Raw genomic sequence first — 17,432 nt, 5'->3', positions numbered from 1 at the left:
ACAGCTACTAAAGAGGTTCGTTCAAAAGGTCTAAGAATTCTACTGCATTGGCTTCCATTTTATGAACTACCTTATCAGTTCTATTTACCAAGTGGTTGTAACCGATATAAGCAATAATACCTACTATCAAACCAGCTACTGTTGTTGTCATTGCTGTGTAAATACCAGAAGCAAGAGATCCCATTTCTGCCTGACCACCACTAGTCGCCATTTCATGGAAAGCTAATATCATACCTATAACGGTTCCTAAGAATCCAATCATTGGTGCTGCCCCAGCTACTGTTGCTAAAACACTCACATTTTTTTCCAATTTGTATACTTCTAAAGTACCAGCGTTTTCAATGGCTGTATTTATATCATCCAGAGGTTTACCAATTCTAGAAACACCCTTCTCAGTTAATCTTGCAACTGGAGAATCTGTTTGCGCACATAACATTTTTGCAGCATCGAGTTTACCACTTGTTACATAATCTCGAATTTGATTCATGAAATTCTTATCTATTTTAGAGGCTGCCTTAATCGCAAAAAGCCTTTCAAAATAAATATAGCAAGCAACAAATAATAAGATAAATAACACTCCAATAATAACGATACTACCAATACCGCCACTAAAGATTAAATCGATAACAGAAAGAGTTTTCTCTTCTGATAGTGCCTCACCCATTGCTGGATCTTGTGCTAGGTCTTGAAAAATTGACATATAAATTCCCTTTTATTAGTTGCCTTTATAACGGTAGTTTATCGATTAAATTATGCGTTTAAGACGAAATCTCTCAACAAAACAAAAGTTAATGCTCCCATTAAAAAACCAATAAGTGCCAACCATGCAATTTTCTTAAGATACCAGAAGAAATCAATTTTCTCCATACCCATGGCAACAACCCCTGCTGCAGAACCAATTATTAACATACTACCCCCTGTACCAGCAGAATACGCAATGAAGTGCCAAAGCGGATTATCCATAGGCTCAGAGAACATTCCTAAACTGGCAGCCACTAATGGTACATTGTCAATAACAGCAGAACCCACACCAAATAACATTACAACAATATCTGTGTTTGGTATGGCTGTATTTAAGCTTTCCGCATAGTGAAATAAAATACCTAAAGACTCTAAGGCAGCAACAGCTAATAATATACCTAAGAAAAATAATATACTAGGTAATTCAATTTTCGACAATGAGCTATGTACCGGACTATGATGTCCTACAGAATCATCGCCTTCACCATCTATGTTTGACATGCTAAACTTGGAATTACTATAAATCTCAGCAAAAGTAGCAACCAATGCCAAAGACAACATCATGCCAACATATGGCGGTAAATGAGTTACTGTTTTAAAGAAAGGAACAAATACAATCGCACCTAAACCTAAATAAAGCATCGTTGCCCCATATTTAGATTTAGATTCTTCTAAACTACTTACATCACTATCTATATTTCCTTTAAAAGCTTTAAATCGACTTGCAATTAACACAGGCACAACCATACAAACTATTGAAGGCAGTAAAACATGCTCTACCAATTGCAACGCAGAAACTTTATTTGCAATCCACAACATTGTAGTGGTAACATCACCTATTGGCGACCATGCACCACCTGCATTTGCAGTAATAATTATCATACCAGCAAACCACAAACGAGTTTCACGATCTTTAATTACCTTTTGCAATATTGTTATTAATACTATAGTCGCAGTTAGGTTATCTATAATTGCAGATAATATAAATGCTAGAATTGAGAACAACCACAACAACTTGCGCTTACTTTTTGTCTTAATAAATCCTTTTATCGTGGCAAATCCATCAAAATAATCGATGATTTCTACAATTGTCATTGCCCCTAAAAGAAACACTAATATTTCAGCCGTCTTTCCCAGATGGTGTAACAAAATTTCCTCTAAATGGGTTGGCTCGAGCTGCCTGAGCTCCGTATTCACATTAAACACATCCATATGTGTTAAGGCAATTATCGCCCATAGCAATGCCATCATAGCTAATGCCGGAATCAGTTTATCAATTTTAAGATTATGCTCAAGAGTAATAGCAAGATACCCCGCTAGAAATACGACGATAATAATGGTCTCCATAATATATTAATTAGTTTAATAGAAGTTGTTCTGGTACTACTTTAAATCCTTTTAAGAAAGGTTTAGTGTTCTTAGATTTTGGCTAAATATATTCAAATTTGACTTTTTAATTGTACTACTAGTGTCATTAAATAATAAAATTTCTAATAAAATTTTTCCAATTACCAGTAAATGAAGACACAAGACCGATTTTCATTATAATAATTTAACAATTATCTATATTAAGTTTATTCTAAAGTACAACCCAATGCACAATCAGAATTTATTTTATATTGAATCAATATTTACTAATTAAATGCCTTTTTATTCATAGTCAAAAATCAACAATAGGCTTGTATCTTTGTTTAACATCAATTTAAATCATTTTAAGATATGGATTTCTCACTTACCGAAGAACAATTAATGATTCAACAGGCGGCAAGAGATTTTGCCCAAACCGAACTTTTACCCGAAGTTATAGAACGAGATGATGCACAGCGGTTTCCTAAAGAGGAAGTAAAGAAAATGGGAGAACTGGGTTTTTTAGGTATGATGGTAGATTCTAAATATGGTGGTAGTAATCTTGACACCATTTCTTATGTATTAGCAATGGAGGAACTTTCTAAAATAGATGCTTCAGCGTCTGTTATTGTCTCTGTAAATAACTCACTAGTATGTTGGGGGTTAGAAACTTACGGTAACGAAGCACAAAAAGAAAAGTATTTAACTCGATTGGCTACTGGTGAAATTATTGGCGCCTTCTGCTTGTCTGAACCTGAAGCTGGCAGTGACGCCACTTCTCAAAAAACAACAGCAATTGACAAAGGCGACCATTACATATTAAACGGAACCAAAAACTGGATTACAAATGGCGGTACTGCAGAAGTATATTTAGTAATAGCACAAACAGATAGAGAAAAAGGCCATAAAGGCATAAATGTGCTTATTGTAGAAAAAGGGATGGAAGGGTTTGAAATTGGTCCTAAAGAAAATAAACTTGGTATACGTGGCAGTGATACACACTCTCTAAATTTTAATGACGTAAAAATCCCCAAAGAAAATAGGATTGGAGAAGATGGTTTTGGTTTTAAGTTTGCCATGAAAACACTTGCTGGCGGTCGAATTGGCATTGCAGCCCAGGCACTAGGAATAGCCGCTGGAGCTTACGAATTGGCTTTAAAATATTCTAAGGAACGAAAAGCATTTGGAACCGAAATAGCAAATCATCAGGCTATTGCTTTTAAGTTAGCTGATATGCACACACAAATTCAAGCAGCAAGACACCTTGTTTATAAAGCAGCTTGGGACAAAGACCAAGGTGAAAATTACGACCTCTCTGGCGCCATGGCAAAATTATACGCTTCTAAAGTCGCCATGGACACCACCATTGAAGCTGTACAAGTACATGGTGGGAATGGTTTTGTAAAAGAATATCACGTTGAACGTCTTATGCGTGATGCTAAAATTACTCAGATTTATGAAGGCACTAGTGAGATTCAAAAAATCGTAATTTCGAGGAGCATCTTACGAGATTAAAAAGATTATCTATTAATTTATGTGATTTATAAAAGATTTTCCGATAACCCCATTATCAATATCATAATTAAATAGGGTGAAAATTTCGATATTTCATTTAAATTGTACAATTATCACAAACGTTGATTTTTTTATTCGATTATCCTGTAACAATTGCAGATAATACATCAAAATTGATATTTTTGATTAAATACCTCAAGAACATGACGTTGAAGAAACAGGGGCTTTATTCGCCCGAATTTGAGCACGATAACTGCGGAGCAGGATTCATTTGTAGCCTAAAAGGAAAAAAGTCTAATGATATAATTCATAAGGCATTAGAAATACTAGATAAACTAGAACACCGTGGTGCAGTTAGCGCCGATGGTAAAACTGGTGATGGTGCCGGAATTCTGATTGATATTCCACATGAATTTTTCCTAGAGACTTGTACTTTTGATTTACCAGAAGCTGGAGAATATGCTGTCGGTAATATTTTCTTACCTCAAAAAGAAAATCAACGTGATTTTTGCGTATCTATTTTTGAAGAAAATATCGCAAAACAAGGCCTTAAATTATTAGGTTGGCGAGACGTTCCGGTAAATCGTTCTATTCCTGGGAGAATTGCCATGGAAACCGAACCTTATGTAAAGCAATTGTTTGTTGCTAAAAGTTCTGAAAACCAGTCTTTTTTTGATTTCAATTTAAAATTATATATCGCAAGAAAAACAACGGAGCATAAAATCAATGCTTCAAAAATGTCTGAAAGCAAGTTTTTCTATGTACCTAGTCTCTCCACTAAAATTGTTATATTCAAAGGCCTTTTAATGCCTAAAGATATTAGTCTTTATTATAAGGACTTAATGGACTCTAGAGTTATTACAAGGCTAGCTCTAGTACACCAACGCTTTTCCACCAACACATTCCCCACTTGGGACCTTGCACAACCGTTTAGATACATGTGCCATAACGGAGAAATCAATACGCTACGTGGTAATGTTTCTCGAATGAAATCACGCGAAGAATTATTAAAAAGTGATTTATTTGGTGACGAAATAAAAAATATACTCCCTGTTATTCTTCCAGCAAAATCTGACTCAGCTACCATGGACATGGTTGTAGAGTTGTTATTAATGACTGGCAGATCTTTACCAGAGGTAATGATGATATTAGTCCCAGAAGCGTGGGAGAAAAATGCTGACATGTCTGATGCTAAGAAAGCTTTTTACGAGTATCACTCATGTATGATGGAACCTTGGGACGGACCAGCCTCTATTCCTTTTACTGATGGAAATTATATCGGCGCCGTATTGGACAGAAATGGATTACGCCCTTCACGTTATTCAGTAACCAAAGATGGCTATGTAATTATGTCTTCCGAAGTTGGTGTTGTTGATTTAGAACCAGAAAATATTCAAATGCACGGCCGACTAGAACCAGGTAAAATGTTCTTGGTAAATATGGAAGAAGGTCGCATCATTAATGATGAAGAGATTAAAGAAGAAATTGCTCAGCGACATCCTTATAAAAAATGGCTAGATAGCAATATGGTTCACCTTGCTGATATACCTTATAATGATTGTCCATTATTCTTAGGTGAAGCATCATTAGAAAAAAGGAAGTCAACTTTCGGATATACCCTAGAAGATATTAATACAATTATTCTTCCAATGGGTAAGAGTGCTAAAGAGCCAATCGGTTCCATGGGCTCTGACACCCCAATTGCCGTGCTTTCCGAAAGACCTCAACTTATATACAACTATTTTCAGCAATTGTTTGCCCAAGTAACGAATCCGCCATTAGATGGTATTCGTGAGGAAATGATTACTGATATAAGTCTAACATTAGGTAGTGATCAAAATATTTTCGAATCTACAGAATTGCATTGTAGAAAGTTGAAAATTAAAAATCCTGTTATATCTAAAGAAGATTTAGATAAAATTAAAAATTATGATGTAAGTCCAGATTATAAGGTTGTATCTATTCCGATATTATATCAAATAAAAAAAGGACTAAACGGACTTGAAGATGCATTAGCTAGCATTTTAGATCAAGCATCTAAAGCTATTGACGAAGGCACTAATATTATCATTCTTTCTGACCGTAATGTAAATAAAGGTCTAGCACCAATACCTGCATTATTAGCTTGTTCATTTGTTAATAGCGGGCTACAGAAATTAGGAAAACGTTCTAAATTAAGCATAATTATAGAATCTGCTGAACCAAGAGAAGTTCACCACTTCTGCTTATTATTTGGTTTTGGTGCTAGCGCTATAAACCCTTACTTAGTTAATGAAATTATTGCTGAACAAATTGAAGAACGTGATATTACAGAATATTCGTTTGAAGATGCTATACAGAATTACAACAAGGCTATTGGTAAAGGAATTCTTAAGGTGATGAATAAGATTGGAATTTCAACTTTGAATTCTTATCGTGGTTCACAGCTTTTCGAATGTATAGGCATTAACACTAAAGTTGTTGATAAATACTTCCCAACTACCCCTACCAGAATTCAAGGTATTGGTCTTTATGAAATAGAGAAAGAGATTGCAAAAAGACACCAAAAAGCTTTTTCTGAAGTAGAAATTGCGGCCGACTTAGACTTAGAAGTTGGTGGTGAATATCGCTGGAGACGAGATGGGGAAAAACATATGTTTAACCCATTAACAATAGCCAAACTACAAAAGGCAGTTCGTGGTAATGAGGAGACAACATATAAAGAATATGCTAATTTAATTAATGAGCAATCTAAAAGCCTCCTTACTATTAGAGGTTTATTTGAATTCTCTAATTACGACCCTATACCTTTAGAAGAAGTAGAGCCATGGACAGAAATCGTAAAACGATTTAAAACTGGTGCCATGTCTTATGGATCTATTAGTAAAGAAGCACATGAGAACTTAGCAATTGCAATGAACCGTATTGGCGGAAAGAGTAATTCTGGTGAGGGTGGCGAAGATGCAGAACGTTTTTACAAAAATGCTTCAGGAGATTGGAAAAACAGTGCAATTAAACAAGTTGCATCTGGTCGTTTTGGAGTAACATCTAACTACCTTACAAACGCTAAAGAGATACAGATAAAAATGGCCCAAGGCGCCAAGCCTGGTGAAGGCGGACAATTACCTGGACCAAAAGTAAATCCAGAAATTGCAAAAACAAGAAATTCTACGCCTTATGTTGGTTTAATTTCACCGCCTCCACATCATGATATTTATTCAATTGAAGATTTATCCCAATTAATTTACGATTTAAAATCGGCCAATAGATCTGCAAGAGTTAATGTAAAACTAGTATCTGAAGTTGGAGTTGGAACTGTTGCCGCAGGTGTTTCTAAAGCAAAAGCTGATGTAGTATTAGTTTCTGGTTTTGATGGCGGAACAGGTGCTTCACCTTTAACATCACTAAAACATGCTGGTCTCCCTTGGGAATTAGGTATTGCTGAAGCGCAACAGACGTTAGTGATGAATGATCTTAGGAATAGAATCGTACTAGAATGTGATGGGCAGTTAAAAACAGGACGTGATGTTGCAGTAGCTTGTTTACTTGGAGCAGAAGAATTCGGTTTTGCCACTGCACCACTAGTGGCCTCTGGCTGTATTATGATGCGAGTTTGCCATCTAAATACTTGCCCAGTGGGTATAGCAACTCAGAATCCAGAATTACGTAAAAAATTCGCCGGAAAACCTGAACACGTTGTAAACTACATGTACTTTGTAGCGCAAGAGCTTAGAGAAATAATGGCGCAATTAGGCTTCAGAACTGTTAACGAAATGGTTGGTCAGGTTCAAAAACTGGATCGTAAAAAGGCAATAGAACATTATAAAGCTTCCGGTATTGATTTGAGTCCAATCTTACATCAAATAGATGTCCCTGCTGGCACTAAATTATATAACACTAAAAAGCAAAGTCACCATATAGAAGATTCAATTGAATTTGATATCATCAAAAAAGCGAATCCTTCCTTATTCCGTAAAGAAAAACTTGCTCTAGATTATCCTATTAAGAATACAGATCGTGCTGTGGGAGCAATTATCAGTAATGAAATTTCTAAAACCTACGGAGCTGAAGGACTACCTATTAACACCCTAAAAATTAATTTTACAGGGTCTGCAGGGCAGAGTTTTGGTGCATTTGCAACACGAGGGTTAACTCTTACCGTAAATGGCAACACAAATGATTACCTTGGCAAAGGACTTTGTGGCGCTAAGCTAGTTGTTAAGGTTCCTGAGAAAGCAACCTTTGTACCAGAGGATAATGTTATTACTGGTAACGTTGCATTATACGGGGCTACCGCTGGTAGAGCTTATATTAATGGTAAAGCTGGTGAACGTTTTTGTGTTAGAAATTCTGGAGCTAAAACAGTAGTTGAAGGTATCGGAGATCATGGTTGTGAATATATGACCGGTGGTATTGCCGTAATCCTTGGTGAAGTTGGCAGAAATTTTGGAGCTGGTATGAGTGGAGGAATAGCATTTGTATTTGATCCAAACGAAACATTCGAGAAAAACTGCAATAAAGAGTCTTTAAATCTTCTGCCAGTTGATGAGCAAGAAGACATTAAACAATTAAAAGAATTAATCGAGAGCCATTACAATTATACGATGAGCCCGTTGGCACAGCGAATATTAGAGAATTGGGAAAAGAATCTTCCTAAATTCGTAAAAGTATTCCCTGAAGAATACCGACAAGCACTTATTAGAATGGAAGAAGAAAAATTACAAAGTATATAGTTGAGACATGGGAAAGACTACAGGATTTTTAGAATTTGAAAGAAAAGTAGAAGGTTACGAACCAGTTGAAGAGCGTGTCAAAAATTACAAAGAATTTACAACGCCGCTACAAGAAAAAGACTTAAAAGAACAAGGAGCACGTTGCATGGATTGCGGAATTCCTTTTTGCCATAGTGGATGTCCACTTGGTAATTTAATTCCTGATTTTAATGATGCTGTTTATCGTGGCAAATGGGAAAAAGCAGCAGCAATATTACATTCAACAAATAATTTTCCAGAATTTACAGGAAGACTCTGTCCAGCACCTTGCGAAGAAGCTTGTGTACTAGGCATCAATGAAGACCCCGTAACAATTGAGAATATTGAAAAAAATATCGTTGAAACAGCATTTAAAAAAGGTTGGATTGTCGCGCAACCGCCTAAGGAAAGAACAGGCAAAAAAGTTGCAGTTGTTGGATCCGGCCCTTCTGGCTTAGCGGCAGCACAACAATTAAATCGCGCAGGTCATTTAGTAACTGTTTTTGAACGTGATGAAAAACCAGGTGGACTTTTACGTTACGGTATTCCAGATTTTAAAATGGAAAAAAGTGTTATCGATAGAAGATTACAGGTTTTAGAAGAAGAAGGAATCGAATTTAAATGTGGAGTAAACATTGGAGTGGATATAAAAGCTGATGAATTAAAGAATGATTTCGACGCCATCGTATTATGCGGCGGAGCAACAGTTCGTAGAAACCTTCCAATAGAAGGTGCCGACTTAAATGGTGTTGTTCAAGCAATGGATTTTCTTCCTCAAAACAATAGACGTGTTGACGGTGTTAAGAAATTTGATAAAGAAATTTTAGCAACGGGTAAAGATGTAGTTGTTATTGGTGGAGGCGATACAGGATCTGACTGTATAGGAACTTCAATTAGACATGGTGCAACTTCTGTTTCAAATTTTGAAATTATGCCAATGTCTACTACGAGTCGCCCAATAGATCAACCCTGGCCTTTTTGGCCTATGCGCTTACGTACTAGCACATCGCATAAAGAAGGAGCTGATCGCTTTTTTAGTATTTCAACGAAGAAATTTATAGGTGATAAGGACGGCAATTTAAAGGGTCTAATTACAGCTGAAGTAGAATGGATTAAGGAAGCTGGACAAAGACCTACTTTAAAAGAAGTTGAAGGAACAGAGAAAGAATGGAAGTGTGAATTAGCATTACTAGCAATGGGATTCACAGGTTCTGAAATGACCATTGCAGAGCAATTAGGCCTAGAAGCTGATGCAAGAACTAATATTAAAGCTTCAGAAGAAAATTACAAAACTAACGTTCCAGGTGTGTTTGCAGCAGGTGACCAAAGGAGAGGACAATCTTTAATTGTATGGGCGATTTCAGAAGGTCGTCAAGCCGCTCACCATGTTGATTCATATCTTATGGGATCTTCCAATTTACCATTAAAAGGCCCAGGAGATTTACCTAGAGTATAAATTTTAACAACTAGTAGTCCATTAGAGGTTTTTTTAACTGCAATGTGTTTTCTTAATCAGATAAGCACGGTATATTTGCAATCTCAATCAAACCTCTAATGAACAAACTTACCTCACTACTGCTATTTGCTGCGTTTTCTATTTTTTCAAATTCAGCCTTTTCTCAAATTACCATTAATGGCGAAGTAAAAGATACCCAAGGAAATCCCTTGGCTGGAGCAAATGTTTTTTTATCTCCTACAGACAAATATGTAATTACAGATATGCAAGGCGTATTTGAAATACCTGGTATAACTTCTGGCACATATACACTTACAGTTTCATATGTAGGTATAAGAACACATAAAGAAACTTTGGACATTACAAATGAAGATATTTCTTTAGAACTTACTTTATTTGACGACCCTCTTAATTTACAAAATGTTGTTGTCACTGGTAATTTTGACCCAAGACTCCAATTACAATCGAGTACTGCTGTTACAACTTTAGACGCAAAAGCAATACAAGAAACAACCCAAAGAGGTACAGCAGATTTATTACAAGCGATACCGGGCACATTCACAGACCCTTCTGCAGGTGAGGTTTTCACTAAAGTATATACTAGGGGAATATCTGCTTCCGCCGAAGATGATATGGGATGGTATTATGTAAGCCTCCAAGAAGATGGTTTACCAGTTAGTCTTGTTCAACATTCTTACTACGGACCTGATTTGTTTCACAGAGTTGACATCACAACAACTAAACTAGAAGCTATCCGTGGCGGTAATGCTGCAATTACTGCTTTAAATGGACCTGGAGGTATTTATAACTTCATCTCACAAGCGAAAAGAGAAAACTTAGGTGGTGAAATTCAACTACAAGGTGGTGTTCAAGGGGAAAGCAATTTAAGCACAAGAATTGATGGAACCATTGGTGGTTCATTTGGCAATAACTGGTATTACAATATTGGTGGCCATTACAGAAATGACGAAGGTGCTAGAAATACAGATTTCACATTTAGCAAGGGAGGACAAGTTAAGTTCAATCTTCTAAAAGAGCATAGTAATGGTTATTTAAAATTTTATGGTAAAATTTTAGATGACTTTACAAATCGTTACACCGGTGTTGCTGCAACAAACTGGAACAACCCAGAAGCTGCATTTGGACAGGATTTTAAAGCTACTGCTTTAATGATGCCAGGATATACCGCTAATGTACCTGATGGACGTCGCGTAAGCGAAGGAGCGACAAATTCGTTCGACCCCTCCCAAGGTGCACACGCACAAGATCGCGCTTTTGGCGTTGACTTATTACAAAGTTTAGGCAATGATTGGTCCATTCGTTTTAATTTAAAGCACTCGGACAAAAGTGCAAATTGGCAAACTGCTATTAGTAATGCATTTGTTTCTTTAAGCAATCCATTAGCCTATTTTATTACCGGTGCTCAATTTCCAGTAGGTCAAGTCGTATTTAACGATGCAGTTTCAAAAACCGAAGTTGCTCGCGTTGACAATAGCGGAATGTTTAGCGGACTTCCGTTTAACTACATTTCCGGAAGCCTTCCTAACGATGCTATAATGGGAACAGCCGCTTGGTTAAAACAAAATGAATCTGATGAGTGGATGAATCAAATTACAATCCGTAAAAAAGCCGATATGCACGACCTTAATTTCGGTTTTGCTGGCGGACTGTCATCAACATCATTATACACACAAGGCAGTTTTGGCTTCGTTACTTATGAACCAAATCCAAGAATGTTACAAGTAACCTTGCAGAATCCAGGACAGCCTACTATTCAACTTTCAGACGAAAATGGTTTAAGCAATTATGGCGGGTTATTCTTCGACAACTCCAGAGCAGATGTTACGCAACTAGCTTTCTTTGCAAATGACAATTGGAAGCTTAATGAGAACATTTATTTAGATTTAGGTGTACGTTACGAAACCATTTCACACAAAGGTAGTAAAGACCAGTCTGCTCCTCTGGATCGTGCTGGTGGCGTAGATGGAAACCCACTTACTGATTATGATAATGGATTATTAGTTCCAACTGGTGACCAAGATAATTTTGATTATAACTATAACTACGTATCCTATTCAGGTGGAATCAATTATAAAATAAATGATAGTGCTGCTTTATTTGGACGATATTCATCAGGTAACAAAGCGCCAGAATTAAACTATTATTTCAATAACTTCACAAATGTTCCTATAAACCAAGCAGGTGAAGTTCAAAAAATCAATCAAGCTGAATTAGGATTAAAATTCTCCGAATCTAGCTTTTCTGCTACTGCCACTGCCTTTTACAGTACACTTACAAATATTGGTGTAGCTGACTTTGCTTTTGATGGCGACACAAATAGTGTGTTTTACACCCCAATACAATTTAACGACTCTCGAACTATTGGTGTAGAATGGGAAAGTGCATATTCCGCCACAAAAAACTTAACATTTAGATTTAATGGCACCTTACAAGAAGGAAAAGCTACCAAATGGACGGTGTATAATGCAGAAGGATCTGTTGATGTTTCAGACGACACCACAGTTGACTATTCAGACAATAAACTACCTTTCAACCCCAACCTAATGTTTAATTTAGGTGCGGAATATAACAATCAAATAGTCAACGGGTTCTTTAAGTGGCAATACATGGGAGAGCGTGAAGGTAATATTGCAAATGCTTTTCAATTATCAGCTTATAGTATTTTCAATCTTGGCCTAGGCTTTAATGTAAGTGAGGATATTACACTTAATTTCTTAGTGAACAACTTGTTTAACTCAGATGGCTTGGCAAATTTCTTTGGAGCTAACGAATTTGGAGCAAGTGCTAATGGTGTTACTAAAGAATATATTGCAGAAAATCCTGAGGCCAGTTTTGTTGTTGTACCTGTATTACCAACAAGCACCATGGTACGAGTTGGATATCGATTTTAAGTTATTCTAAGTCAGAAATTTTCAACTGTTTTTGCAACCAGTATTCATCGGTTTGAAAACCATATGCAGACGGTTTATATTCACCTACCAAATCAACATTTGCTTTTTCTGGAACGGTAGAATCCATGGTCCAAAAGACAGCATTTACGATTAGGCGTCGTACACTTTCGTTTAACAAATCGGTTGCAGCACCGATAGTCGAAGTGAATACCTTACCTTCTTTTCCATCAGGAATTTGATAACTTTTTGTCCATGAAATAGGCATTAGCACATCGTTTACTTTTTCGCCTACATTATTTTCTGTAGCCAACTCTGAATCTGTAGACTTCATACCAAATAACACATCGTTCTCATCATAATCGCCAGTCCTATTCACAACCTGACCAAGAATTATTGGCTCAACATTTTCTTGCATTGGAAAACGAACGCCATAAACATCTGTAGGCCCCCAAATTTCACCACTAACAATACCATTAGTTATGGGATGCTCTTCAGCACCTTTTGCAAAAATACCACGTGTACTTTGATGCTTATGGTGCCCATGATGATTTACCCAGTTTTCACCAAGTACTAAACGACCAAATCCATCTTTCCATTCCGACAACTCCCCATCGTAATAATTACCATACTTCGCATACTGTGAAGTTGATTCTTTTGGAAAATTAAAGGCATGTGTAGATGTACGTAAGCCAACTAATGGCTTACCTGCTTTTAGGTAATCCTCAAAATGCTGCATCTGCTCATCCGGTAGTGCTCTAAAACGAGTTAGCATAACCAACATATCAGCATTATCGAGCGCATCTAATCCTGGAATATTATTTACATAATTTGCATTTACAATACCTGGTTTAGCAGGGTCCTGAGCAAACAATACTGTACAATTAAAACCATGATGTTTCGATAAAATCTTTGCTAATTGAGGTAAAGCCTCCTCTGAACGATATTCTTCATCGCCAGAAACCAAAACAATATGTTTCGCACTATCATTACTTCCCGCAAAAGTCAACCACTGTTTTGGAGCCTCAATTTCTGTTACTACTTCCTTTTTTTCTGACTTCTGTTCTTTACAAGCAAAAAGTGTAAAACATAATATTAGCAACAAATACGCATTCTTCATTCCAATTATTTTAGATTTATTTTTCTTCAATTATAACAACATCTAGCCAAAAAATGAATACTAAATGCCCATTCCCTTTTTAATCAACTCTAGGCCTTTGGTATAGATTTCCTCAGAATCAGAATAATTACGCCAGACGTTAATTGCATTTGCGAATTCTGGAATAATAGTACTGAAAGCTTCAATAGTTAACCAGCCATCATATCCAATTTCTTTTATAGCTGGAAAAACATCATTCCATTGCACTTGACCACTACCTGGTGTACCTCTATCATTCTCACTAATATGAATATGTTTTAATACTGGAGCTATTGTTTTTAAAGCACCGGACTGACTTTTTTCTTCAATATTACTATGGTGAGTGTCATACATTGCACCCAAGTTAGGATGATCTACTGCTTCTACCATTTTTCTTAAATCAGCCATTGTATTATACAAATAACACTCGAACCGATTTACTGCTTCTGGAGCAAGAATAATATTTGATTCTTCAGCATATTCGGCTGCTTTACGCAACATCTCGACACTCCATTTTCTTTCTTGTTCCGTAGGCGGTTGTCTGGTAAAATATGCAAATGTAGAATGAAATGGACCACAAATTACTTCAACATTTGAAGCAGCAGCCATATCAATAGACCATTTGAGTTTATCTAAACCTGCTGATCTATAGTTCTCATTAGGACTAGCAATGTTCTCTTCAAGAGCTAATGCAGCAACTGCGGTTACACCCATTTCTATATCGGAAAAATACCTCCCTAATTTAGAATAGTGTGCTTCGTTACCTTCACCTAAAAATAATTCAACACCATCATAGCCAACTTTCTTTAAGGTGTCTACAATGGGAAAATGCTCTTCCGTTACATGGTTTGTCCACAGTAACATGTTCATTCCTATTTTCATTACTATATTATATTTTCATTTAAATAAACAACCCCTACCTACATGAGGTAAGGGGTTATTAAATATCATTTAATTTTTAATGTGCTGCTACTGGAACAACATCATCTTCTTTTTTATTTTTTAACCAGAAATATAAGAGTGTAAACAAGACAATTAAAATTCCTGGAAAAATTGTCATTGTCAACATTGTCTCCTGTCCTGCAACAAGTTCCAATTCATCACCAGTTAAACCAGCCGCTGAGGCCGCAGCTCTATCGCTATCAATCCATCCGCCAATAATAGGTTGAAATATAGTATTTGCAAACATGCCAACACCTCCTACAAAAGACATACCCAATGCTCCACTTTTAGGAACTTTGGTAGCAACCAATCCAATCATGTTTGGCCAAAAATAAGCAATTCCTAAAGCGAATATTATTGCCGCAACATAGGCCATTGCTCCAGTTTGGGTACTAAACAAATAAACACCAAGCGTAGCTAATATAGCAGAACCTAACAAGACTCCAGTTTGATCAAATTTAGCCACCATATTTCCACCAAAATAGCGAGCAACTGCCATTAAACCAGCTGTCAGCGCTAAAATAATCATGGGCTCAGCTCCACTTTTTGCTAAAATTAAACTCACCCATTGATTTGGACCAAATTCAGAAATTGCAGTTAAAGACATACATACTGCAATAAACAAAAACAACGGCGTGAACATCGCCTTAATATTACCTCCTAAGGTAGAAGCTTCCTGAACTTTAGCCTTAGGCCAAGATTGTCCTAAAAACAAGTATCCATAAATAAAAGCCGGAACTAAAAGTAACCAAATCTGGTTTACCCCCATTATACCCATCTTGGTCATAAAGCCAGATAACAAACTACCTATAGCTATACCTCCTGGGAACCACATATGAAAACGATTTAACATCGTACTCATCCTATTCCCTTCGTACGCATCTGCAATCATAGGATTACAGGCAGCCTCAGTACAACCGTTTCCTAATCCTATTAGTAAATTCGCCACTAAAAGCCCTGTAAAACTCCCTGAAAATATTAGCAGTAAAATACCTACCACATGTGCAAAAAAGGCAAATTGCATAATTGCTTTCCCTCCTACTTTATGATAAATAAGCCCCCCTATTACCATAGAAATTGGAAATCCTAAAAACCACATTGAAGTAATTAATCCTGCCTCGCCCGCTGTTAGACCCAATTCTGTTTTTAATTGGTCTAAAATACCTGCAGCGATTGCAAACGAAAAAGCCGTTGTTATAAGTGCAAAACAACTGCCATAAAACAATCTATTTGCATTTGATTTTGATTCCATAATTTTAATTTTTAAAAATGTTCTTAATTTAGTTAGTCGAATTGTTTGAGCCTATAAGTTTACTGCTTTTTTTACCATATTCATAATCACAATAGAACATACTTGCGAAATTGCTGATTTTCAACTGCATAATTCATAAAAATCATGGCGTTAGGCGCAATCAAACAAATCTATTGTAAAAGTCTATTTTATGATTCCTCTATTTTGTTAAATGGTGACACTTTCTTGTCATTTTAAGAAATACTAGATTTTATATTTAAAAACAAGCCGCGATATTCATGTGGACTCATTTCAGTAATCGACTTAAATTGCCTATTAAAATTGGAGAGTGCATTAAAACCACATTCATAACTAATTTGGGAAATATTAAGATTATCTTCAAGCAACAACTTACGTGCATGCCCAATTCTAATTTCATTTACAAATCGCGTAAAAGTTTTATTTGCTCTTGGTTTAAAATACCGACAGAAAGAGGTAGTGGTCATATTTAACATCACTGAGACTTCTTCCAATGAAATTTTAGTTTTAAAATTATTCATCACATATTCATATACTAATCGCATTTTTTCAGCATCATCACCTTTAAACACATTAGTATAACCCGGGCTTGCTAATAAATCATACTCTTCACTTGTAGCTAATACATCTAATATTTCTAGCAATTTAAGTATCCTTTGAAATCCCTTTTTAAAAGGAATTTGTAAAAACAAACTTTTAATCTTAGCACGAGTTACTCCGTAAAACTCAATACCTCGACTAGCATTCTCAACAAGTTTATTTAAATTATAAAACTCTTCTCTACCTAAAAGCGACTCACTAAAAAGCTCTTGATCAAAATATATAACTAAACCTCTTGTCGAAAGCGCACTTTCTTTTTCAAAATATTTATCATCACTACGCCACAAATGAGGCAAACTAGGACCTGTTATAACCAAATCTCCTTCTTCAAAACTATGAACATGGTCACCTATAAAACGTGTGCCTTTTCCTTCAACTATAAAAGATATTTGAAACTCAGAATGAAAATGCCAATTGGGATTAAAGTAAGGCCCAACTAAATCTTTAAAGATAAAAGTCTCTTTAGTAGTAAGTGTTTTTTCTATATTCGGAGTACTCATAAATTTTCACTTAATTAGAGAATATTTCAAATATATGACAAAAAAGTGTCACCTTTTAGCAAGATAAAGGAAATATAAAAACCTATAGTAGTATAGCTTTGTACAGCTATATTTTAATTGTCGAATTTTATTAAAACAAATTTTAAGAATAGCGCAATAAAATGGGATTTTATTTAGAAATTAATACATTTAATAACTTTAATACTCAAGAGATCCTCGAATGCAGTATGGCGTTATAAGAGTCGTAAAACTACAGAATCGTTTTTCTTTAAAAATCAAAATGA

General features: G+C 35.9%; 10 protein-coding genes. 4 read left to right on the top strand and 6 right to left on the bottom strand.

The features are described 5' to 3' along the window. Window positions 1-7 precede the first annotated feature (7 nt). Together UH7x_RS10320 and nhaD are read right to left on the bottom strand one after the other, a co-directional pair. Entirely contained in the window at window positions 8-700 is a 693-nt protein-coding gene (locus UH7x_RS10320; RefSeq protein ID WP_482359853.1) for a MotA/TolQ/ExbB proton channel family protein, read from the bottom strand. 50 nt (window positions 701-750) lie between these two features. Continuing rightward, complete coding sequence (nhaD, locus tag UH7x_RS10315; RefSeq protein ID WP_482359852.1) at window positions 751-2,088, bottom strand: sodium:proton antiporter NhaD; 1,338 nt, start codon at window positions 2,086-2,088, stop codon at window positions 751-753. Window positions 2,089-2,460: 372 nt separating this feature from the next. Here nhaD and UH7x_RS10310 point away from each other — a divergent pair, with 372 nt between their 5' ends. The 4 genes from UH7x_RS10310 to UH7x_RS10295 all read left to right on the top strand — a co-directional run bounded on the left by UH7x_RS10310 (window position 2,461) and on the right by UH7x_RS10295 (window position 12,701). Next, on the top strand, window positions 2,461-3,603 hold the full coding sequence (locus UH7x_RS10310) for an acyl-CoA dehydrogenase (RefSeq protein ID WP_482359851.1): 1,143 nt from the start codon (window positions 2,461-2,463) through the stop codon (window positions 3,601-3,603). Window positions 3,604-3,806: 203 nt separating this feature from the next. After that, window positions 3,807-8,315 carry a glutamate synthase large subunit gene (gltB, locus tag UH7x_RS10305; protein ID WP_482359850.1) on the top strand — a complete coding sequence of 1,503 codons (4,509 nt, stop codon included), beginning with the start codon at window positions 3,807-3,809 and terminating at the stop codon, window positions 8,313-8,315. A 7-nt stretch (window positions 8,316-8,322) separates the two neighbouring features. Next, window positions 8,323-9,789 (top strand): glutamate synthase subunit beta, encoded by a 1,467-nt coding sequence (locus tag UH7x_RS10300; RefSeq protein ID WP_482359849.1) that lies wholly within the window; start codon window positions 8,323-8,325, stop codon window positions 9,787-9,789. 98 nt (window positions 9,790-9,887) lie between these two features. Continuing rightward, window positions 9,888-12,701 carry a TonB-dependent receptor gene (locus tag UH7x_RS10295; RefSeq protein ID WP_482359848.1) on the top strand — a complete coding sequence of 938 codons (2,814 nt, stop codon included), beginning with the start codon at window positions 9,888-9,890 and terminating at the stop codon, window positions 12,699-12,701. Window position 12,702: 1 nt separating this feature from the next. Here UH7x_RS10295 and UH7x_RS10290 read toward each other — a convergent pair whose 3' ends face one another. From UH7x_RS10290 to UH7x_RS10275, 4 genes are all read right to left on the bottom strand, one after another. After that, window positions 12,703-13,818, bottom strand: a complete 1,116-nt coding sequence (locus UH7x_RS10290; protein ID WP_482359847.1) for a ThuA domain-containing protein — start codon at window positions 13,816-13,818, stop codon at window positions 12,703-12,705. Window positions 13,819-13,878: 60 nt separating this feature from the next. Next, entirely contained in the window at window positions 13,879-14,718 is an 840-nt protein-coding gene (locus tag UH7x_RS10285; RefSeq protein WP_482359846.1) for a sugar phosphate isomerase/epimerase family protein, read from the bottom strand. 76 nt (window positions 14,719-14,794) lie between these two features. After that, the gene (locus UH7x_RS10280; protein ID WP_482359845.1) at window positions 14,795-16,030 is read right to left on the bottom strand and encodes an MFS transporter; all 1,236 of its coding nucleotides are present in this window, start codon (window positions 16,028-16,030) and stop codon (window positions 14,795-14,797) included. A 233-nt stretch (window positions 16,031-16,263) separates the two neighbouring features. Continuing rightward, a complete protein-coding gene (locus UH7x_RS10275; protein WP_482359844.1) occupies window positions 16,264-17,148 on the bottom strand; it encodes an AraC family transcriptional regulator in 885 nt (294 codons plus the stop codon). Window positions 17,149-17,432 lie beyond the last annotated feature (284 nt).

The sequence above is a fragment of the Aurantibacter sp. UH7 genome, assembly GCF_056839165.1.
Note: the sequence above shows the minus strand (reverse complement) of the source record. Positions and strands in the feature narration are given on the sequence as shown.